The following is a 17,671-nucleotide window of genomic DNA, read 5'->3' as shown; positions in this document are numbered from 1 at the left end:
TGAACTGGCCCCATGACCACCAACCCTGACCTCGCGAGCCTGGCCGCAGGCTTCACCGCTCTGCACACCCCGGCCCAGCCCCTGGCCCTCTCCAACGCCTGGGACGTCGCCAGCGCCCGCATCGTCGAGGCGGCCGGCGCGCCGGCCGTCGCGACGACCAGCGCCGGCGTCGCCTGGTCCCTCGGGTCGCCCGACGGCGACGCCCTGGCCCGCGACCGCGCGCTCGACCTCGTCGCCCGCGTGGCCGCCGCCGTCTCCGTCCCGGTCACCGCCGACATCGAGGGCGGCTTCGGCGCCGACCCCGCCGCCGTCGCGCAGACCGTCACCGGCGTGCTGGCCGCCGGCGCCGTCGGCATCAACATCGAGGACGGCGCCCGTGACCCCGCCGAGTACGCCGAGCGCCTGGCCGCCGCCCGCTCCGCGGCCGACTCGGCCCGGGTCCCGCTGTACATCAACGCCCGCGTCGACACGTATCTGAGGGGCCTCGGCGACCCCGCCACCCGCCTCGACGAGACCCTGGCCCGCGCCGCCGCCTACCTCCGCGCGGGAGCCACCGGCATCTTCGTGCCCGGCGTCACCGACCCGGCGACCGTGACCGAGCTCGCCAAGGGCATCGACGCGCCGCTCAACATCCTCGTCGGCCCCGGCGCCCCGTCCGTCGCCGAGCTCGGCGCACTCGGCGTGGCCCGGGTCAGCCTCGGGTCCTGGGTGGCCGAGGCCGCGTACGCCGTGGTCCGCCGCGCCGCCGAGGAGCTGGCCTCCACCGGCACGTACGCACCGCTCGCGGGCTCCCTGCCGTACGGCGAGCTGAACAGCCTGCTGCAGGGCTGAGAGGATCCGGCCATGCGCACATCAACCCCGGTGGAGAGCCGGTCCACGACCACCAACCCGCCCCGCAAGATCACCGGTGCGGTCTGGACGGCCCTGCTGCTGGTCTACGTCGTCTGGGGCTCGACCTACCTCGGGATCCGGATCGTCGTCGAGACCATGCCGCCGTTCCTCTCCGCCGGGGCCCGCTTCATCACCGCCGGCCTGCTGCTGGCCGGCGCTGTCGCCTGGCGGTCGGGCCCGGCCGCGCTCAAGGCCACCCGCGCGCAGCTCGGCTCGGCGGTCCTGGTCGGCCTGCTGCTGATCCTCGGCGGCAACGGTCTGGTCGTCCTCGCCGAGACCTCGGTGCCGTCCGGGCTCGCCGCGCTGCTGGTGGCCGCGGTGCCGATGTGGGTGGTGCTGCTGCGCGCGGGCTCCGGGGACCGGCCGCCGCTGCGCACCCTGGCCGGGGTGCTGGTGGGCCTGGCCGGCCTCGCGGTACTGACCAGCCCGGGGCTCAGCGGCTCGGTTCGGCTGTCGGGGGTGCTGCTGGTGGTGGCCGCGTCGGTGCTGTGGTCGCTGGGCTCGTTCACCGGCTCGAAGGTCAGCCTTCCGGAGAATCCTTTCACCGGCAGCGCCTACCAGATGCTCGCGGGCGGGGTCGGCGGAGTGGTCGTCGGCCTGCTGCGCGGTGAGCACCGCGGCCTCGACCCGGCGACGTACTCCACCGCCTCCTGGCTGGCCCTCGGCTACCTGGTCGTCTTCGGCTCGCTCGTCGGGTTCACGGCGTACGCCTGGCTGCTGCGCAATGCGCCGCTGTCGCTGGTGTCCACGTACGCCTACGTCAATCCGGTGGTGGCGGTGGCGCTGGGCGCGCTGATCCTGGGCGAGGCCCTGACCTGGCCGATCCTCCTGGGCGGCACGATCGTCGTGGCGGCGGTGGGCGTGATCGTCAGCACGGAGCGCAAGAAGTAGCGGGAGGGGCTCCCGGGGGATCTGCGGGCCCGGCGCCGGCGACGCCCGGCGGCCCGGAAGACCCGACGGCCTGGAAGGCCCGGCGGGTCCGGCGGTCCGGCTCCGCGGAAGGCCCGGCGGTCCGGCGGTCCGGCGGCCCGCAGGGCCCGCGGGCCGGCGACTCCCGAGCCCGCCCCGCTCCCCCCTCAGCCCCGCGCGGCCTGCTCGTACAGCGCCTTCGCGTGCTCGTCGAACAGCGCGGCCGTGGAGTCCACGTCCGTGTCCCCGCCGCTCAGCACCCCGATCAGCCGACCGGGACGGTCCCGCCCGCCCCGGTCGGCGATCCAGGGGCTGCCGCTGGTCCCCGTCCAGAACCCGGCGCAGCTGATGTAGAGCATGTCCGGGTCGTCATCGTCGTGGCGGGTCTGGGTCGTGCAGGAGACGGGCTTGTTCTGCGGGTTGTGCTCGGACTCCGGGTACCCGACGACGGTCACGTCCCGCTCGTACCCCGAGGTCCAGTCGGGCTTCGGGGTCTCGGCGCGGCCGCCCACGGCCTCCTGGACGCTGCGCCCGTCGTCGTCGGGCGCGATGGTGAGGAAGGCGAAGTCGGCCGTGTCCTCGCCCCACTTCGTCCAGCGCTCGTCGACGTGGATCGAGCGGACCTTCCACGTGCCCAGCGGCTGGCTGCCGGCGCCCTCGCCGGAGAAGGCGGGGGCGAAGGCGAGCTCGCCGATGGCGAGGCCGTCGTGGGCGACCTCGCCCGGCTTCCCGTCCTCGCCGGCCGGGGCCACGCAGTGCGCGGCGGTGGCGACGACGTTGCCCCGGGGGCTGTCGACCACGCTCGCCGTGCACCAGTGCTCGCCGCCCGCCATGAGCACGCCGACGGTGGGGAAGGGCTGCACCGGCCGCTCGCCGGGCGTCTTGAGGAACACGACGGCGCACACCGCCGCGATCCCCGCCGCGGCGGCCGCCGACGCCCCCTTCACCACGGGGCTCACCGCACGCCGGGCTCGGGTGTAGGTGCCGCCATCACCTTGCTGATCCACTCCAGTGCGCCCTCCCGCATCCCGCGTACGTACGACTTCCCGTTGTGCTCTCCATCCTGGATCACCTGCAGCGTGGTGTGCACGGGACCCTTGCCGTAGTCCTTCATGAACTGCTCGGCCTTCTCGCGGCCGGTTTCCGCGGTGCCGATCTGGAAGTTGATGTAGACGTCCGGGCCGCCCGCCGCGATCAGCTTCTCGGCGAGCTTCTCGGGGTTGTTCTCGTCCATGGCCTGCGTGTTTCCGTTCCACAGCGGGGAGTCGGGGACGATGTCGACGCCGCTCGCAATGGCCGCCTTGAAGCGGTCGGGGTACTTCAGGACGTGCTTGAAGGCGCCGAATCCGCCCGCCGAGGAGCCCATGAAGGCCCACCCGTCGCGGGAGGTGAAGGTCCGGAAATTGGCCTTCGTGAAATCCGGGACGTCTTCGACCATCCAGGTGCCCATCTTGGGCTGGCCGGGGATGTCCGAGGCGTCGAAGTGGTGCTTGGTGTCGGCGTTGTGCACCGGCATGATCAGGATGAAGGGCAGGCTCCTGCCGGCCTTCGCCCCGTCGCTCACGGCCTTCTGCAGGCCGAGGCCGGGGCCCGTCCCCCAGTAGTTCGTGGGGTAGCCGCGGCCGCCGGGCAGGGAGATCAGGACGGGGAAGGCGCTCTTGGCGTACTTCGGGTCGTCGTACTCCTTGGGCACCCACACCCACACGTCGCCGGTGAACCCGGACTTCGGGCCGGTGAGCGTGGTGCGGCCGATCTGGGTGCCGTCGGGCAGCCGGTTGGTGCGGACGAACTCGGCCTTCGGGCCGGTGGGCATGCGTACGCCCGGACGGGTGTCGGAGGCCTTGGCGGCCTTCTCCTCGCCCTTCTCCCTGCCCGTCTCCCTGGCCTCTACCTTCCCGAAGGAGACCGGCTCCCCTATGTCCGAGAAGAGCCCGTATTTGTACGCCACGGCGCCGCCCCCGGCGGCGAGGGTGAGCGCGAGGCCGCCGCTGATCACGAGCAGGCGCAGGCGCTTGGGGCGACGGCCGCCCTTGGTCGTGGGGCTGCCGTCGCCTTGCTGGTCATGCTGCACGGATTTGTCCCGTTCCTTCTCCGGCGCTCACGTGGGAGCGCGGGCCGGACCGATCGGTCCCCCTTACACCCTTTACAGAGGTATGAACGACGGGATGGGTTGCCCGGGACGGATGTGACGTGACGGGGCGGGCGCCGGGTCAGGCGGCGTCGGGCTTCGGGTCAGGCGCCGGGTCAGGCGGAGCCGGGCTTGGCGACAGGCGCCGGGTCAGGCGGCGACAGGCGGAGCCAGGTCAGGCGGCGTCGGGCTTCGGAGCCTTGAGCACCTTGCTGATCCACTCCAGGGAGCCCTCCTTCATGCCCCGGACGTAGTGCCAGCCGTTGTGCTCGCCGTTCTGGATGTCGCGGATGGTCGTCTTGACGGGGCCCTTGCCGTACGTCTGCACGAACTTCGCCATCCGCTCCTTCCCGCTCTCCTTGGTGCCGATCTGGAAGTTGATGAAGACCTCGGGCCCGTTGGTGTCGATCAGCTTCTGCGCGAGCTTCTCCGGGTTGTTCGCGTCCATCTCCGCCTGGTGGCCCTTCCAGAGCGGGGAGTCGGGGACGATCTCGCCGCCGCTGGCGATCACCGCCTTGAACTTGTCCGGGTGCTGCAGGACGGTCTTCATGCCCACGAAGGCGCCGGAGGAGGAGCCCATGAAGGCCCAGCCGTCGCGCGACTTGTAGGTACGGAAGTTGGCCTTGGCGAACGCCGGGACGTCCTCGGCGATCCAGGTGCCCATCTTGGGCTGGCCGGGGATGTCGGCGCCGTCGTAGTAGTACTTGTTGTCCGGGTTGAGCACCGGCATGACCACGATGAAGGGGAGGCTGGTCCCGGCCTGGACGCCTTCGCTGATGGCCTTCTGCAGGCCGAGGCTGCGGTCGGACCAGTAGTTCGCCGGGAAGCCGTTGCCGCCGGGGAGCGCGATGAGCACCGGGAACCCGCTCTTGGCGTACTTCGGGTCGTCGTACTCCTTGGGCGCCCACACCCACACGTCGCCCTCGAAGCCGGACTTCGCGCCCGCGAGGCGGGTCTTGGCGATGATCGTGCCGTCGTCGAGCTTGGTGGTCTGCTTGAAGTCGGCCTTCGGGCCCGTCGGCAGGAGCACGTCCGGGTCGCCGGAGGGCGAGGGCTTGCCGGACGGGGACTGGCTCGGCGCCTGCGGGTCCGCGGCGGCCGGGGGCGGGGTGCTGCCCTTGCCGAAGCTCACGGCCTCACCGTTGCCGGAGAACCAGTCGAGCTTCCAGGCGGCGAATCCGCCGCCGCCGAGTACGAGCGCGAGGGCGGCCACCGCGCTGATCCATATGAGGCGGCGGGAACGCCTGGGCTCCGGCTGGTACGGGTCGTGGTGCACGGACTTCGCTCCGAACGGTCTTGACTGCCCCCGGGGGCCGGGGGCAGAACGGCTGAACAACACAGCAGGAGGCGGCGGGGCACAGCGGCCACCCCATCGTCCTGATGTGCGAAATCCCAGCACAGTTCCCAATCCGAGCAAAAACGCGCCCGGAAACCCGCCTGGTCCCGCCGCAAAACGACCCTCCGCGAAACGGGCGGCTGCCCGCTCGCGGCTGGACGACCTAGCGCTGCCCCTCCAGCACCTCGGCACACCGGCCGAGGAGCTGGATGAGCTGCTCGCGCTCCTCGCCGGTGAACGCGGCGGCCAGCGCCCGCTCCACCCGCACCGCACCGGAGTCCGCCCGCTCCAAGGCCGTGCGCCCCTCGTCGGTGAGCCGGGTCTCCAGCACGTTGCGGTGCCACTCGTGGGGCGTGCGCTCGATGAGCCCGCGCTCCTGGAGGTTCTTCAGCACGGTGTTCATGGTCGGCGGCGTGACCCCGCACAACCGGGCGAGCGCGGCGGCGGAGATGCCGGGCTTCTCGTCCAGCCACAGCAGAGCGGCGTACTGCGGAACCGTTACTGCGGCCGGCTTGCACGCGGCGTTCTTCGCCGCCAGAAGCGCCTGCTCGGCGCGCTTGATGTGCGAGCCGATGCGCTCCGCGGGGGCCATGGAGGTCATGAGCGCATCCTACGGCCCCGACCCTTGCGTGCATTAGAGCTCTCACATACATTCGCCTACACCCGATCAGTAGAGGACACCTGATGAAGCTTCTGGCCACTGCCCTGACCACCGCCCTGGCCGGGGCCCTGACCCTGGGTGCGGCCGCGCCCCTTCCGACGGCGGCGCGGTCCGGCGCGTCCACGGACGCCCGCATATCCACGGCGTTCTCCATACCCGGCGCGAAGGTCTACCCGGAGGGCATCGCCGCGGATGCCCTCACCCGCACGGTGTACGTCGGCTCGTACGCGGACGGCAGCGTCTACCGGGCCCGTCCCGGCCGGTCCGAGGCGGAGGTCTTCCTGCCCGCCGGCACGGACGGCCGCCACACGGCCAACGGCCTGCGCGTCGACGCGCGGGGCCGCCTGTGGGTGACGGACTCCTCCGCCGGGGTCGCCGTCTACGACACCGCGACGGGGGCCCGCCTGGCCCACTTCGAGGTGCCCGGCGACGCGCCCCGCTTCGTCAACGACCTGACGATCACCCCCGACGGCACCGCCTACCTGACGGACAGCATCCGCGGAGTCGTCTACCGGGTGACCCCCGCCCAGCTGGCCGCCGGCAGCGGCGCCCTCACCACGGCCCACGACCTCACCCCGGCCCTGCGTCCCCGGCCCGCGGGCGGCTTCAGCCTCAACGGCATCGTCTCGGACCGGGCGGGCCGCTACCTGCTCACCGTCGACATGGTCGAGGGCGACCTCTACCGCGTGGACCTGCGCACCGGCGCCGTCCGCCGGGTCGACCTCGGCGGCGCCGACCTCAAGGCCGCGGACGGCCTCGCCCTCTCCCCCGACGGCACCCTGCGCGTGGCGCACAACACGACCAACACGCTGTCCCGCTGGCAGCTCACCGCGGACGGCACCCGCGCCCGCCTGCTGCACACGATCACGGACCCGTCCCTGCAGATCCCCACGACCCTCAGCCACACCCGCGGCCGCACCCTGGTGGTCCGCTCCCAGTTCGACAAGGACGGCCCCATGACCCCGAGCACGGGCACCCCCACGACGTTCACGATCGCCGAGGTCCGCGGCCTCTAGCCCGGCGACCTCAAAGAGATGACCATCCGCCTGGATGCCCGCAACCGTCCGGAGCCGGACCTCGTCGTGACCACGGCGCCGTACGACCCGGATTGCACCTGGTTCGCTCCCGAAGACGTCCAGTTGGTCATTGGGGTAGTCTCACCGGAATCCGCCCACCGTAACCGGACGGTCAAGCTTCGCAAGTACGCCGAGGCCGGCATCCGGCACTACTGGTGCATCGAGGACGAGGACACCGTCCCCGCCGTGCACGTCTACGAGCTCGACGAGCCGACCGGCTCGTACGCGCCGGCGGGAATCTTCCACCACACGCTCCAGCGATCCCTGCCGTTCGAGATCAGTCTGCATCTCGACAAGCTGGCGCCCGACCAGCCGGGCTGACAGGACGCTTTCAAGTCAGCACCAAGTCAGCACGGGAATGCAGAGGGGGTCGGGCTCATGAGAGACCGACCCCCTCTGACCTGCACGTTTGACGCGACTCCTTCGAGGACTGGGATCCGAGGACCGCGTCCCGTGGCCCGACGACCGTTCGGCGCTCTGCTGGTGGCTCCCACCTTCTGGCGTCGCGCCGACGCGGCAACGTCATGACGTCCCCCCTCGAGGCCCTCGTCCAACAGCTCGACGGCAAGGCGGACGAGTCCTACGACGCCCGCGCGGAACTGATCTGGATCGGCTCCGACGCCATCCCCGCCGTCATCGACGGGCTGCCCTCCCTCGGCGGCTTTGGTCAGCTGACCGCCATCGAGGTATTCCAGGAGGTGGGCGACCCCCGCTGTGGCCCCGCCCTCATCAGGCTGCTGGAGAGCGACAACCCGACCGTCCGCGAATGGGCGGCCGTGGCCCTGGCGAGCCTGGAGATCGACGCCGCGGTCGAGGCCCTGCGCCGTGCCTACCGCGCCTGCCTGGAACGGGCCACCCCGCCGGACTGGACCGAGCCCGACGGCATCCGCTGGGCTCTGACGGAACTCGGCGCCCGCAGCCCCGTCGTCCCCTCCCTGACCGCGAACCTGCGCACCTACAGCGGAGCGGACAGCCCCGGCTGGCCCTCTGCCCACTTCACGGCGATCATCAACGACCTGGCCGACCACTCCCAGCTGATCCTCTACTCCCAGTTCTGGCGGGTGGACGCCGGCCGTACGTACTGCGTCTCCGGCCCCGGCCTCGACTGGCAGCTCGACTGGAGTGCGCCCTGGGAGCACCTGGTCGAAGAGGCCCGCGCCTGGTCCCTGCTGGAAGCCACCGAGGCACCGGTCGGCGAGGACGTCTTCGTCGCCCCTACCTGGATCGACCGAACCGACCTACACCCGCAGTAGCCGATGCGCCGAGCCTCGCACCAGCCGCCGCCTTCGGGTCGACCGGCTACGGACTCTATGCGGACCGCAAAGGCCGCCCAACCCGCTCCGCCGCAGGTCAGACGGCCTTTCACCGCACGTCTTAGCCGTTGCAGCGGAACGTTCAGCACATGGGTCTGACCTGAACCGCGGCTCTGGACGTGGCCATCCAGCACCCATCCGGCACGGGGCGAGTGCATCGAGCACATCCAGCACATCCAGCACATCCAGCACCAGCGGAGTGGTGTACACATGGCACACTCGGTACGCTTGGGCGCATGACGCAGCCGCTGCCCGTAGAGTCCATCCGAGACGTGCGTGCCCACCTGGCGGAAGTGGTGGAGCGCGCGGACCGCGACGACGTGCCCACAGTCATTACGCGCCGAGGCAAGGAAGTCGCCGCCGTAGTCTCCATCGAGGTGCTGCGCAAGTACCAGGAGTGGGAAGAGCGCGAGATCAACCGGATCATCGACGAGCGCATGGCCAACCCGGCCCCCGGCATCCCGATCGAGGACATCATGAGGGAGACGCTGGCGCGCGGTGAGTGAGTACCGAACCGTCTTCCGGCCCGAGGCTCAGGCCGAGCTTCGGAAGATCCCGCGCGATATGGCGCTGCGCATCCTGGCCAAGCTGACCGAGCTGGAGAGCGATCCCCTCGGCTTCAACACCACCGCGCTCGTGTCGCAACCGGAACGCCGTCGACTGCGAGTCGGCGACTACCGGGTCGACTACACCATCGACGACGGAGAGCTCGTGGTCTGGGTCGTACACGTCGGGCATCGCTCCACCGTCTATGACACCTGACCCCAGCTGATCCGACGTCAGAAAATCCAGCACCCATCCAGCACGGTGACGACGAAGGGGCCGACTCCCGCAGGCGCCGACCCCTTCTGAACTGCACGCTTGACGGATACCTAGCGTTCAGCAACAAGCCGGTTACACGTTGTGAGGGCGTTGGCGTGCGCGACCGCTCTCGCCTGACGTCGGTTGTAGACGAGGGCCCAAAACGCGGCTGTCGTTGAGAAGACGAGAGCCGCCACGGAGATGACCACTGTGGCGATCTGTCGCTCATGGCCGGATGTGAGGCGGGTGGCCGGTTAGGGCGCGGCAAGTTGCCGAAACTCCTCTGGCCGGGATCGTTGGCTCTCCAGCTTGAGCTGCGGGCCGCTACCGTGAAGCCATGACCGCACTGCCCGACTGGATGCGCCCGCCGCGCGCGGAAGGCTGGTTCGCGGAGGACCTCGACCGCCTCCCCGAGGCACCCCGCCACACCGAGTTGATCGATGGAGCCCTCGTCTTCATGATGTCGCCCCAGCGGTCCTGGCATGGCCGCCTCGTCACCGCCCTGACCACCACGCTTATGGCGCAGGCACCGGCCGGATTCGAGGTCGAGCGCGAGATGACGATCCGCCTCGATTCCCGCAACCGCCCCGAGCCGGACCTCTTGCTGACGGACCTGCCCTACGACCCCGACCGCACCTGGTACGCCCCGGAGGACGTGAAGCTCGTCGTGGAGGCCGTATCCCCGGAGTCCGCCCATCGCGATCGCACAGTAAAGCTCCGCAAGTACGCAGAGGCCGGCATCCCGCACTACTGGTGCATCGAGGACGAGGACGGGGCACCCGTCGTCCACGTCTACGAGCTCGACGAACCCACCGGCGCCTACGCACCCGCCGGGATCTTCCGGGGCACCCTGCAACGCCCGGTGCCCTTCCAGGTCAGCCTGGACCTCGACAAGCTCACGCCGCCCCGAAGCGGCTGAAAAGTCAGCACCAAGTCAGCACGGGAATGCAGAAGGGGTCGGACTGTCAGGGTCCGACCCCTTCTGCACTGCACGTTTGACGAATTAACCAGTAACGAAACGACTACACGTTGAAGCGGAACTCCACCACGTCCCCGTCCTGCATGACGTAGTCCTTGCCCTCCATGCGGGCCTTGCCCTTCGCGCGGGCTTCCGCGACCGAGCCGCATGCGACCAGGTCCGCGAAGGAGATGACCTCCGCCTTGATGAAGCCGCGCTGGAAGTCCGTGTGGATCACGCCGGCGGCCTCGGGGGCGGTGGCGCCCTTCTTGATGGTCCAGGCGCGGGTTTCCTTCGGGCCGGCCGTCAGGTAGGTCTGCAGGCCCAGGGTGTCGAAGCCGACGCGGCCGAGGGTGGCCAGGCCGGGCTCGTCCTGGCCGACCGACTGGAGGAGCTCGAGGGCCTCCTCGTCGTCCAGCTCGGAGAGGTCCTGCTCCAGCTTGGCGTTGAGGAAGATCGCCTCGGCCGGGGCGACGAGCGCGCTCTGCTCCGCCTTGAAGGCGTCGTCCGTCAGCTCGTCCTCGTCGACGTTGAAGACGTAGAGGAAGGGCTTGGTGGTGAGCAGGTGCAGCTCGTGGAGGAGGTCGCCCTGCTCCGTGCCCTTCGTGATGCCGTGGGAGAAGAGGGTGTCGCCCGCTTCGAGGATCTTCTGGGCCTTCTCGACCGCCGCCAGGACCGCGACCTTGTCCTTCTGGAGGCGGGACTCCTTCGTCAGGCGCGGCACCGCCTTCTCGATCGACTGGAGGTCGGCGAGGATCAGCTCGGTGTTGATCGTCTCGATGTCGTCCTTCGGCGAGACCTTGCCGTCGACGTGCACGACGTTCTCGTCCTTGAAGGCACGGATGACCTGGCAGATCGCGTCCGACTCGCGGATGTTGGCCAGGAACTTGTTGCCCAGGCCCTCACCCTCGGAGGCGCCGCGCACGATGCCCGCGATGTCGACGAAGTCGACGGTCGCCGGGAGGACGCGCTGCGAGCCGAAGATCCCGGCCAGGACGGCCAGGCGGGCGTCCGGGACGCCGACGACGCCGACGTTCGGCTCGATGGTGGCGAACGGGTAGTTGGCCGCCAGCACGTCGTTCTTGGTCAGGGCGTTGAACAGGGTCGACTTGCCGACATTCGGCAGGCCGACGATTCCGATCGTGAGCGACACGTTGGCGACTTCCCGTAGCTGGAGGGGGCGGCGGCCCGGGGGTGGGCCACCGGACAGTTTACTTTCCGATGAGTGGCAGTCGTTGTACGCGTGTCCCCACACCGATACCGCGCTCGCCCCGCCTAGCGTGGGAGGCGTGGAGCAATACAGGACGCGACCGGCCCCTCACCCGCGGCGACCCCCTGCCCAGCGCAGGGGGCCACGGCCCGCGGCCGTGCCCGTCCAGGGCCGCGGCCCGCTGCCCCCCTACAAGCGGCGGATGCCCCGGCCCCGGCTGACCGGGCTCGGCGGCGGGCTCTTCGCCTGCGCCGGGACGCTGCTGGCCGCCGGGATCTCCTGGCTGCTGTTCGGCTCCTCGCTCTTCGTCTACGGGCTGCTGTTCCTGCCCGTCGCGGCCGCCACCGCCCTGTGGGTACGGCCCGCCGACCTGATCACCGCCCCGATCACCGTCCCCATCGCCTTCGCCGCCGGAGTCTGGCCCATCTCGGGCGGCTCCGGCGGCTTCGGCGGTCAGCTGATGGGGCTCGTGTCCGCGCTGTCCCTGCACGCGGGCTGGCTGTACGCGGGGACCCTGGTCGCGGCCCTGATCGCCGTCGTGCGCAAGGCCGTGCTCATCGGGCGGCGGCGCCTGCCCCGGCGCGTGGCCTAGACGCCGGAAGGAGCCCCCTGTGCCGGGGTCCGCGCCGCCATCGCCGCTCCCACGATGCCCGCGTTGTTCTGGAGTTCCGCCGGAACGATCTCGGCCCGGATGCCCTCGATCAGCGGCAGGAACTTCTCCGGCTTGCGGCTGACGCCGCCTCCGATGATGAAGAGGTCCGGGGAGAACAGCATCTCCACGTGGGCCAGGTACTTCTGGACGCGGTGCGCCCAGCGCTCCCACGTGAGGTCGCCGTCCTCCTTGGCCTTCACCGACGCCCGCGTCTCCGCGTCGTGGCCCTTGAGCTCGAGGTGCCCGAGCTCCGTGTTCGGGACCAGCCGCCCGTCCGTGAACAGGGCGCTGCCGATGCCCGTGCCCAGGGTGAGCATGATGACCGTGCCGCCGCGCCCGCGCCCGGCCCCGTACGTCATCTCCGCGACTCCCGCCGCGTCCGCGTCGTTGAGGACGGTGACCGGCAGGCCGTCCAGCTCGCGCGACAGCAGCACCGCCGCGTCGGTGCCGATCCACCGCTTGTCCATGTTGGCGGCCGAACGGGTGACGCCGCCCGTGACCACCCCGGGGAAGGTGACCCCGACCGGGCCGGTCCACGAGAAGGCGCGGACCACCTCCGCGACACAGCCGGCCACCCCGTCGGGGGTGGCCGGCTGTGGTGTCAGTACCTTGTGGCGCTCTTGCGCCAGATCGCCGCGGTCCAGGTCCACGGGAGCGCCCTTGATCCCGGAACCGCCGATGTCCACACCCATGATCTGCATGGACATACCGTACGAAAGGAGTTACTTGTCGGCGACCAGTTCGGCCGCTTCGGCCCGCAGGTCGCGGCGCAGCTCCTTCGGGAGGGAGAAGACGATGGACTCCTCCGCCGTCTTGACGATCTCGACGTCCGCGTAGCCGCGCTCCGCCAGCCATTCGAGCACCTGCTCGACGAGCACCTCCGGCACCGACGCCCCCGAGGTCAGGCCGACGGTGGTGACGCCCTCCAGCCAGGCCTCGTCGATCTCGCTGGCGAAGTCGACCAGGTGCGCGGCGCGCGCGCCCGCGTCGAGGGCGACCTCGACCAGCCGGATCGAGTTCGAGGAGTTCTTCGAGCCGACGACGATGACCAGGTCCGAGTCCGCGCCCATCGCCTTGACGGCCGCCTGCCGGTTGGAGGTGGCGTAGCAGATGTCGTCGCTGGGCGGGGAGACGAGGAGCGGGAACTTCGTCTTCAGCGCGTCGACGGTCTCCATGGTCTCGTCGACCGAGAGGGTGGTCTGCGACAGCCAGACGACCTTGGACTCGTCGCGCACCTCGACCTTGGCGACGTCGTCCGGACCGTCCACGATCGTGATGTGGTCCGGGGCCTCGCCGGAGGTGCCGATGACCTCTTCGTGGCCCTCGTGGCCGATGAGGAGGATGTCGAAGTCCTCGTTGGCGTACCGGATGGCTTCCTTGTGGACCTTGGTGACCAGCGGGCACGTCGCGTCGATCGTCGCGAGCTTGCCGCGCGCCGCCTCCTCGTGCACCACCGGCGCCACTCCGTGCGCCGAGAACATCACGATGGAGCCCTCGGGCACCTCCTCCGTCCGCTCGACGAAGATGGCGCCCTTCTTCTCCAGCGTCTGGACGACGTACTTGTTGTGCACGATCTCGTGGCGGACGTAGACCGGCGCACCGTACTGCTCGAGAGCCTTCTCGACAGCGATCACGGCTCGGTCCACGCCCGCGCAGTAGCCGCGGGGGGCGGCGAGCAGGACACGGCGGGAAGCGGGAGCAGTCATGGGCTCCATCGTACGGGGGTCTCCAGCAGGCCGGGCGTCGCCCGTTCGGCAGAGACTGGGGCGAATGTCCGTACCACCCATCCCCCGGAGGAACGATGGCGTCCGTGACGGAGCCCCGTACGGAACCGGCCGGACTGCGGCGGAGCCTCGGCTTTCGCGACCTGGTCGTCTACGGGCTGCTCTTCATCGCGCCGATGGCCCCGGTGGGGGTCTTCGGCACCCTGGACGCCAGGTCGCACGGAGCCGTCGCCCTCGTCTACCTCGTCGCGACGGTCGCCATGGGCTTCACCGCCTTCTCCTACGCCCAGATGGTGCGGGTCGCCCCGCAGGCGGGCTCGGTCTTCACCTACGCCCGCAAGGGTCTGGGCGAGGGGCCCGGCCTGATCGCGGGGTGGATGGCGATGCTCGACTACCTGCTGATCCCGGCGGTCGCCTACCTGTTCTCGGGGATCGCGATGAACGCGCTGGTGCCCGAGGTCTCCCGGTGGGTGTGGACCGCCCTGGCGGTGGTGGTCACGACGCTGCTGAACCTGTGGGGCGTACGGGCGGCCGCCCGCGTGGGCTTCGCCGTGCTGGCCATGGAGATCCTGGTGCTGCTGGTCTTCCTGGTCGCCGCGGTGACCGTCCTGGTCCGGGACGGGGCCCAGCGCGGCTGGCTGTCCCCGCTGACCGGCGACGGCTCGCTGGGCTTCTCGATGGCCGCCGTGCTGGGCGCGGTGTCGGTGGCGGTGCTGTCGTACCTGGGCTTCGACGCGATCGCCTCCTTCGCCGAGGAGGTGACGGGGGGCTCGGCGCGGGTGGCCCGGGCGCTGCTGTTCTGCCTGGGGCTGGCCGGGGTGCTGTTCATCGCCCAGACCTACCTCGTGGCGCTGCTCAGCCCGGTCACCTCGGCGGAGCTCGCGGCCGAGCCGGGGCAGCAGGGGCCGGCCTTCTACAACGCGGTGGAGGCCTCGGTCGGGGCCTGGCTGCACGACCTGGTGGCGGTCTCCAAGGCGATCGGGGCGGCGTTCGCGGCGCTGGCCGGGCAGGCGGCCGCCGGGCGGCTGCTGTTCGCGATGGCACGGGAGCGGCGGCTGCCGCGCGTGCTCGCGCGGACCTCGGACGGCACGCCGCGGCCGGCGCTGCTGGTGGCGGCCACGGTGACGCTGGTCGCGGCGGTGTGGGCGGCGCGGCGCGACGACGGGCTCGACCACCTGGTGTCGGTCGTCGACGTGGGGGCGCTGGTCGCCTTCACGCTGCTGCACGCCTCGGTGGTGGGCTGGTTCGTCGTGCGGCGCCGGGAGGGCCCGCCCAGCTGGTGGAAGCACCTGGTGGTTCCGGTGCTGGGGGCGGCGGTGACGGTCGCGGTGATCGCGGAGGCCTCCTGGACGGCGCAGGCGGTGGGAGCGGTGTGGCTGGCGGTGGGGCTGGGGCTGCTGGTGGTGCAGCGCGGCCACCGCGGCCCGGGTGCCGGGACCGACGCGGGGACCGGCACCGGGACCGGCACAGGGACCGGGACCGGCACAGGGACCGGCACAGGGACCGGCACGGGGACCGACACCGGCACCCGGGCCTGAGACGCTGTCAGCGCCGCCCGCTAGCCTGCGTCCATGGGTCTGAATACGTCGGCCGAGGCGCCGCTGCCGGTAGGCCAGGTGTCCCGGCTCATCGGGGGCTGGATCGAGCGGCTCGGCCAGGTGTGGGTGGAGGGGCAGATCACGCAGCTGTCGCGGCGGCCGGGGGCGGGGGTGGTCTTCCTGACGCTGCGCGACCCCTCGCACGACATCTCGGTCAGCGTGACCTGCTTCCGCCAGGTCTTCGACGAGGTCGCGGACGTGGTGTCGGAGGGTGCGCGCGTCGTCCTGCTGGCCAAGCCCGAGTGGTACGCCCCGCGCGGCCAGCTGTCGTTGCGGGCCACGGAGATACGGCCGGTGGGCATCGGGGAGCTGCTGGCCCGGCTCGAGCGGCTGAAGCGGTCGCTGGCCTCGGAGGGCCTGTTCGCGCTGGACCGCAAGAAGCCGCTGCCCTTCCTGCCGCAGCTGATCGGGCTGGTGGTCGGCCGGGCCTCGGCGGCCGAGCGCGACGTGCTGGAGAACGCCCGGCGCCGCTGGCCGGCGGTCCGCTTCGAGGTGCGCAACGTCGCCGTCCAGGGGGTGCACGCGGTGCCCCAGGTGGTCCAGGCGGTCAAGGAGCTCGACGCCCTCGACGAGTGCGACGTGATCATCGTGGCGCGGGGCGGGGGCAGCGTGGAGGACCTGCTGCCCTTCTCCGACGAGCAGGTCGTACGGGCGGTCGCGGCGGCCCGTACGCCGGTGGTCTCGGCGATCGGCCACGAGCCGGACTCCCCGCTGCTGGACCTGGTCGCGGACCTGCGGGCCTCCACGCCCACCGACGCGGCCAAGAAGGTGGTCCCGGACGTCGGCGAGGAGCTGGAGCGGGTGCGCCAGCTGCAGGGCCGGGGGCTGCGCGCGGTGAGCGGGCTGCTGGACCGGGAGGAGCGCGGTCTCGCCCACGCGCTGGCCCGGCCGGTGTTCGTCCACCCGCAGCGGATGGTGGAGACCCGCGAGGACGAGCTCGAGGCCCTGCTCGGGCGCAGCAGGCGGACGCTGCGCCATCTGCTGGACCGGGCCGACTCGGAGCTCGCGCACACCCTCGCCCGGGTGGTGGCGCTGTCGCCCGCGGCGACCCTGGAGCGGGGCTACGCGGTGCTCCAGCGGGCCGACGGGCACGTGGTGCGCTCCCCGGAGGAGGTCGCGGAGGGCGAGCCCCTGCGCGCGAGGGTGGCGGAGGGAGAGTTCTCCGTACGGGTCGCCGCCCCGGAATAGCGGGCGGTGGCGGCGACATACTGCCGCAACAAAGTCGTTGCACTACACACATGAGGTGGCACGGGGAATGGCAGAGGCCGAGACGGCACTGGGGTACGAGCAGGCCCGGGACGAACTCATCGAGGTCGTCCGCAAGCTGGAGGCCGGCGGGACCTCGCTGGAGGATTCGCTGGCGCTCTGGGAGCGCGGCGAGGAGCTGGCGAAGGTGTGCCGGCACTGGCTGGAGGGGGCCAGGGCCCGGCTGGACTCGGCGCTGGCGGCGCGCGACGCGGCCGCCGAGGAGGAGTGAGCCCGGACCGGCGCCCGGGGCCGCCGAGGAGGAGCGAGCCCCGAGCCGCCGAGGAGGAGTGAGCCCCGAGCCAGCGGCCGGCGTGGAGGAGTGAGCCGGCGAGCAGGAGTGAGCCCGCGGCCGGCGCCTCGCGCTCCGGCAGATCCCCCGGCTCCACCGTGCCCCCACGGTGATTCCGGTCACCCACCCCACCCATTTAGTTGAAAATTCACCTACTTCCGCCGTAGAGTCGGGGACATCGCTTCACCCCCGTATGGAAGAAGGCTTTCCGATGTCTCTCGTTCTTGACTCCGCCGCGCAGGACCTGCTGTTCCGCGAGGCCCGCACGGCCAACTCGTTCTCCGACGAGCCGGTCACCGAGGAGCAGGTGCAGGCCATCTACGACCTGGTGAAGTTCGGCCCCACCGCCTTCAACCAGACCCCGCTGCGCATCACCCTGGTCCGCTCCCCCGAGGCCCGCGAGCGCCTCGTGAAGCACCTGGCCGAGGGCAACCAGGCCAAGACCGCCGCCGCGCCGCTGGTCGCGATCCTCTCCGCGGACAACGAGTTCCACGAGGAGCTCCCGGCCCTGCTGCCGCACTTCCCGCAGGCCAAGGACATGTTCTTCGCCGAGCGCCCGGTGCGCGAACAGTCCGCCCTGCTCAACGCCGCGCTGCAGGCCGCGTACTTCATCGTGGGCGTCCGCGCCGCCGGCCTGGCCGCGGGTCCGATGACCGGCGCCGACCTCGCCGGCATCCAGAAGGAGTTCCTGGACGCCGACCACACCCCGCTGATGATCGTCAACATCGGCAAGCCGGGCGAGGACGCCTGGTTCCCGCGCTCCCCGCGCCTGTCGTTCGACGAGGTCGTCACCACCGTCTGAGCCGCCCCGCACGGCAGCCCCGTCACGGCGGAAACGGCCGCGGGGGGGCGCGCGTGCGGGGGGGCGCGCCGCGGT

General features: G+C 71.3%; 19 protein-coding genes and 1 pseudogene. 13 read left to right on the top strand and 7 right to left on the bottom strand.

The genetic code is table 11. From position 1 onward, the window contains the following. Positions 1 to 12 precede the first annotated feature (12 nt). Together AB0D44_RS24880 and AB0D44_RS24875 are read left to right on the top strand one after the other, a co-directional pair. Positions 13 to 831: an isocitrate lyase/phosphoenolpyruvate mutase family protein gene (locus AB0D44_RS24880; protein ID WP_362594818.1), complete on the top strand. Its 819-nt coding sequence runs from the start codon at positions 13 to 15 to the stop codon at positions 829 to 831. Positions 832 to 843: 12 nt separating this feature from the next. Next, entirely contained in the window at positions 844 to 1,782 is a 939-nt protein-coding gene (locus AB0D44_RS24875; protein WP_362594816.1) for an EamA family transporter, read from the top strand. Positions 1,783 to 1,967: 185 nt separating this feature from the next. On the opposite strand, the gene AB0D44_RS24870 is transcribed toward AB0D44_RS24875, so the two are convergent. The 4 genes from AB0D44_RS24870 to AB0D44_RS24855 form a co-directional block, all read right to left on the bottom strand. Next, positions 1,968 to 2,750: a trypsin-like peptidase domain-containing protein gene (locus AB0D44_RS24870; protein ID WP_362594814.1), complete on the bottom strand. Its 783-nt coding sequence runs from the start codon at positions 2,748 to 2,750 to the stop codon at positions 1,968 to 1,970. 5 nt (positions 2,751 to 2,755) lie between these two features. After that, positions 2,756 to 3,871, bottom strand: a complete 1,116-nt coding sequence (locus AB0D44_RS24865; RefSeq protein ID WP_362594812.1) for an alpha/beta hydrolase-fold protein — start codon at positions 3,869 to 3,871, stop codon at positions 2,756 to 2,758. A 232-nt stretch (positions 3,872 to 4,103) separates the two neighbouring features. Further along, the gene (locus tag AB0D44_RS24860) at positions 4,104 to 5,204 is read right to left on the bottom strand and encodes an alpha/beta hydrolase-fold protein (RefSeq protein ID WP_362594810.1); all 1,101 of its coding nucleotides are present in this window, start codon (positions 5,202 to 5,204) and stop codon (positions 4,104 to 4,106) included. A 223-nt stretch (positions 5,205 to 5,427) separates the two neighbouring features. Then, complete coding sequence (locus tag AB0D44_RS24855) at positions 5,428 to 5,865, bottom strand: MarR family transcriptional regulator (RefSeq protein WP_362594808.1); 438 nt, start codon at positions 5,863 to 5,865, stop codon at positions 5,428 to 5,430. An 83-nt stretch (positions 5,866 to 5,948) separates the two neighbouring features. On the opposite strand from AB0D44_RS24855, the gene AB0D44_RS24850 reads away from it, so the two are divergent. The 6 genes and pseudogenes from AB0D44_RS24850 (at position 5,949) to AB0D44_RS24825 (ending at position 10,034) form a co-directional block, all read left to right on the top strand. Beyond that, complete coding sequence (locus AB0D44_RS24850) at positions 5,949 to 6,941, top strand: SMP-30/gluconolactonase/LRE family protein (RefSeq protein WP_362594806.1); 993 nt, start codon at positions 5,949 to 5,951, stop codon at positions 6,939 to 6,941. A gap of 12 nt (positions 6,942 to 6,953) precedes the next feature. Then, a pseudogene (locus AB0D44_RS24845) lies at positions 6,954 to 7,322 on the top strand (Uma2 family endonuclease); the annotation flags it as partial. A 203-nt stretch (positions 7,323 to 7,525) separates the two neighbouring features. Then, entirely contained in the window at positions 7,526 to 8,254 is a 729-nt protein-coding gene (locus AB0D44_RS24840; RefSeq protein WP_362594804.1) for a HEAT repeat domain-containing protein, read from the top strand. A gap of 296 nt (positions 8,255 to 8,550) precedes the next feature. Then, entirely contained in the window at positions 8,551 to 8,820 is a 270-nt protein-coding gene (locus AB0D44_RS24835; protein WP_097874608.1) for a type II toxin-antitoxin system Phd/YefM family antitoxin, read from the top strand. Beyond that, complete coding sequence (locus AB0D44_RS24830) at positions 8,813 to 9,076, top strand: type II toxin-antitoxin system RelE/ParE family toxin (protein WP_362594802.1); 264 nt, start codon at positions 8,813 to 8,815, stop codon at positions 9,074 to 9,076. The genes AB0D44_RS24835 and AB0D44_RS24830 overlap by 8 nt, the downstream gene beginning before the upstream one ends. A 376-nt stretch (positions 9,077 to 9,452) precedes the next feature. Continuing rightward, positions 9,453 to 10,034 (top strand): Uma2 family endonuclease, encoded by a 582-nt coding sequence (locus AB0D44_RS24825; protein WP_362594800.1) that lies wholly within the window; start codon positions 9,453 to 9,455, stop codon positions 10,032 to 10,034. Between the two features lie 103 nt (positions 10,035 to 10,137). Here AB0D44_RS24825 and ychF read toward each other — a convergent pair whose 3' ends face one another. Next, a complete protein-coding gene (gene ychF, locus AB0D44_RS24820) occupies positions 10,138 to 11,226 on the bottom strand; it encodes a redox-regulated ATPase YchF (protein ID WP_362594798.1) in 1,089 nt (362 codons plus the stop codon). A 259-nt stretch (positions 11,227 to 11,485) separates the two neighbouring features. On the opposite strand from ychF, the gene AB0D44_RS24815 reads away from it, so the two are divergent. Beyond that, the gene (locus AB0D44_RS24815) at positions 11,486 to 11,875 is read left to right on the top strand and encodes a DUF6542 domain-containing protein (RefSeq protein WP_362594796.1); all 390 of its coding nucleotides are present in this window, start codon (positions 11,486 to 11,488) and stop codon (positions 11,873 to 11,875) included. Here the strand turns inward: AB0D44_RS24815 and ppgK are convergent. Next, entirely contained in the window at positions 11,872 to 12,636 is a 765-nt protein-coding gene (gene ppgK / locus AB0D44_RS24810; RefSeq protein WP_362594795.1) for a polyphosphate--glucose phosphotransferase, read from the bottom strand. The genes AB0D44_RS24815 and ppgK overlap by 4 nt on opposite strands. A 21-nt stretch (positions 12,637 to 12,657) precedes the next feature. Next, positions 12,658 to 13,650: a 4-hydroxy-3-methylbut-2-enyl diphosphate reductase gene (locus AB0D44_RS24805; protein ID WP_362594793.1), complete on the bottom strand. Its 993-nt coding sequence runs from the start codon at positions 13,648 to 13,650 to the stop codon at positions 12,658 to 12,660. Between the two features lie 86 nt (positions 13,651 to 13,736). Between AB0D44_RS24805 and AB0D44_RS24800 the strand changes: the two genes are divergently transcribed. The 4 genes from AB0D44_RS24800 (at position 13,737) to AB0D44_RS24785 (ending at position 17,596) form a co-directional block, all read left to right on the top strand. Continuing rightward, positions 13,737 to 15,197 carry an APC family permease gene (locus AB0D44_RS24800; RefSeq protein WP_362594791.1) on the top strand — a complete coding sequence of 487 codons (1,461 nt, stop codon included), beginning with the start codon at positions 13,737 to 13,739 and terminating at the stop codon, positions 15,195 to 15,197. Between the two features lie 33 nt (positions 15,198 to 15,230). Continuing rightward, the gene (gene xseA, locus AB0D44_RS24795; RefSeq protein WP_362594789.1) at positions 15,231 to 16,445 is read left to right on the top strand and encodes an exodeoxyribonuclease VII large subunit; all 1,215 of its coding nucleotides are present in this window, start codon (positions 15,231 to 15,233) and stop codon (positions 16,443 to 16,445) included. Between the two features lie 67 nt (positions 16,446 to 16,512). Next, complete coding sequence (locus tag AB0D44_RS24790) at positions 16,513 to 16,734, top strand: exodeoxyribonuclease VII small subunit (RefSeq protein WP_362594787.1); 222 nt, start codon at positions 16,513 to 16,515, stop codon at positions 16,732 to 16,734. A 271-nt stretch (positions 16,735 to 17,005) separates the two neighbouring features. After that, on the top strand, positions 17,006 to 17,596 hold the full coding sequence (locus AB0D44_RS24785; RefSeq protein WP_362594785.1) for a malonic semialdehyde reductase: 591 nt from the start codon (positions 17,006 to 17,008) through the stop codon (positions 17,594 to 17,596). Positions 17,597 to 17,671 lie beyond the last annotated feature (75 nt).

The sequence above is a fragment of the Streptomyces sp. NPDC048349 genome (genome assembly GCF_040651925.1).
Taxonomy (GTDB): Bacteria; Actinomycetota; Actinomycetes; order Streptomycetales; family Streptomycetaceae; genus Streptomyces.
This window is presented reverse-complemented; position numbering and strand designations above follow the sequence as displayed.

Excerpts from the sequence above, each read along its gene's own strand:
- AB0D44_RS24880 (WP_362594818.1), top strand. The coding sequence starts at position 13 with ATGACCACCAACCCTGACCTCGCGAGCCTGGCCGCAGGCTTCACCGCT.
- AB0D44_RS24875 (WP_362594816.1), top strand. The coding sequence starts at position 844 with ATGCGCACATCAACCCCGGTGGAGAGCCGGTCCACGACCACCAACCCG.
- AB0D44_RS24855 (WP_362594808.1), bottom strand. The coding sequence starts at position 5,865 with ATGACCTCCATGGCCCCCGCGGAGCGCATCGGCTCGCACATCAAGCGC.
- AB0D44_RS24850 (WP_362594806.1), top strand. The coding sequence starts at position 5,949 with ATGAAGCTTCTGGCCACTGCCCTGACCACCGCCCTGGCCGGGGCCCTG.
- AB0D44_RS24840 (WP_362594804.1), top strand. The coding sequence starts at position 7,526 with ATGACGTCCCCCCTCGAGGCCCTCGTCCAACAGCTCGACGGCAAGGCG.
- AB0D44_RS24835 (WP_097874608.1), top strand. The coding sequence starts at position 8,551 with ATGACGCAGCCGCTGCCCGTAGAGTCCATCCGAGACGTGCGTGCCCAC.
- AB0D44_RS24825 (WP_362594800.1), top strand. The coding sequence starts at position 9,453 with ATGACCGCACTGCCCGACTGGATGCGCCCGCCGCGCGCGGAAGGCTGG.
- AB0D44_RS24815 (WP_362594796.1), top strand. The coding sequence starts at position 11,486 with ATGCCCCGGCCCCGGCTGACCGGGCTCGGCGGCGGGCTCTTCGCCTGC.
- ppgK (WP_362594795.1), bottom strand. The coding sequence starts at position 12,636 with ATGCAGATCATGGGTGTGGACATCGGCGGTTCCGGGATCAAGGGCGCT.
- AB0D44_RS24805 (WP_362594793.1), bottom strand. The coding sequence starts at position 13,650 with ATGGAGCCCATGACTGCTCCCGCTTCCCGCCGTGTCCTGCTCGCCGCC.
- AB0D44_RS24800 (WP_362594791.1), top strand. The coding sequence starts at position 13,737 with ATGGCGTCCGTGACGGAGCCCCGTACGGAACCGGCCGGACTGCGGCGG.
- xseA (WP_362594789.1), top strand. The coding sequence starts at position 15,231 with ATGGGTCTGAATACGTCGGCCGAGGCGCCGCTGCCGGTAGGCCAGGTG.
- AB0D44_RS24790 (WP_362594787.1), top strand. The coding sequence starts at position 16,513 with ATGGCAGAGGCCGAGACGGCACTGGGGTACGAGCAGGCCCGGGACGAA.
- AB0D44_RS24785 (WP_362594785.1), top strand. The coding sequence starts at position 17,006 with ATGTCTCTCGTTCTTGACTCCGCCGCGCAGGACCTGCTGTTCCGCGAG.